Annotated in this window: 1 protein-coding gene; it reads left to right on the top strand. The window is 34.0% G+C overall.

What is annotated here, in order from left to right; genetic code table 11:
* Positions 1–142 precede the first annotated feature (142 nt).
* Positions 143–1,366 (top strand): ISL3 family transposase, encoded by a 1,224-nt coding sequence (locus FC97_RS10710; protein WP_054644021.1) that lies wholly within the window; start codon positions 143–145, stop codon positions 1,364–1,366.
* Positions 1,367–1,438 lie beyond the last annotated feature (72 nt).

The following is a 1,438-nucleotide window of genomic DNA, read 5'->3' as shown; positions in this document are numbered from 1 at the left end:
GGTTCTAAACTTTATCGTGTTGGTAGATTAATTCTACGGACACGATTTTTTTATACCAATCAAAAAAGGACATCTATAATATCCTTTATACCCACGATTTTTGCCGCCAAACGAAAATCAAAAAATATAAAGAGGTATTATTATGTCCCAAAATGATTTTATCCTAAAGTTGCTAAATATAACAGACACTAATATTAAAATAATCGATTGCATCAACCAAAACCATCGTTTTGAGGTAAGAGCGAAGCTAACTTATGCTCCTTTCAATTGTCCAAATTGTGGTTTTAACATGATCAAATATGGTTTTAAATCTACTAAGCATTTTCTATTGAGTCTAAATGGCAAAGCCATCAGACTCAATCTCAAAAGACAAAGATTCTTGTGTAACAACTGTCACACAACGACTTTGTCTCACAGTCCTCAATTATTAGCTGGCAAAAATGTAACTGTTGCTCTTAATAACTCAATTGTTCAATTAGCTAAGGATTCTCTCACAATCAAAGAAATATCAAAAATAGTTGGGGTTTCAGCGACGACTGTCAGTCGTTCGCTTTATGACAATATTACTTTTCGACAATCTGCTAAAGTTTTACCAGTAAATCTCTGCTTTGATGAATTTAGATCTACCGGTTCTGATATGTCTTTTATCTGTTGTGATGCAGATAATGATCACAAACTAGTTGGACTACTGTCCAACCGTTTGAATAAATCCATTACTGAGTTTTTCTTGAACCAATATTCAAAACAAGAAAGACAGTTAGTAAGAACGATAACACTTGATCTAAACGCCCAATATCAAACCATTGTTCACCGTTTGTTTCCAAATGCCGAGATCATTGTAGATAGATTCCATATAGTACAACTTGTAAGTCGTGCCTTAGATAAAGCCCGACTCCTCGCTACCTCTGGATTAAATCATTTTTCCAGAGAATATAAGGTACTAAAATCTGAATGGAAAATATTCCACATGCAAGAATCATCGTTAAATGCGGCTGATTCCAGGTATTACAGAGGTTTGGGAGAATATTCTACACAACAGAATATCGTTGATTTAGGACTTAACCAAAGTGATGATTTCAAACACAGCTATGAGGCCTATCAATCAGTTTTAGAAGCTATAAGAAATAATGATATCGATGCGTTAAGCAAAGCTATAACGCATTACAAAAGAAATGGCAGTCCTATGGACATTGCCATGAACACTCTAAAAAAGAATTTATCATATGTTCTAAACAGTAGTAGATACAGTTATTCAAACGGTCCTCTTGAAGGAATCAATCGAAAAATCAAGGCATTAAAGCGTGGTTGTTTTGGGTTTAAGAATCAAATGCATTTCTTTATGCGTATTCAGCTTATAAGAGCATAAAGAAAAAGAACCATACCAATTAAGGTATGATTCTTAGTAAAAGGTCTTACCAATACGATTTGACTTAGACCC

The sequence above is a fragment of the Companilactobacillus kimchii DSM 13961 = JCM 10707 genome, from assembly GCF_001435445.1.
GTDB lineage: Bacteria > Bacillota > Bacilli > Lactobacillales > Lactobacillaceae > Companilactobacillus > Companilactobacillus kimchii.
This window is presented reverse-complemented; position numbering and strand designations above follow the sequence as displayed.

What these genes read in the sequence shown, in the direction of transcription:
- FC97_RS10710 (WP_054644021.1), top strand. Translation starts at nt 143, where the DNA reads ATGTCCCAAAATGATTTTATCCTAAAGTTGCTAAATATAACAGACACT.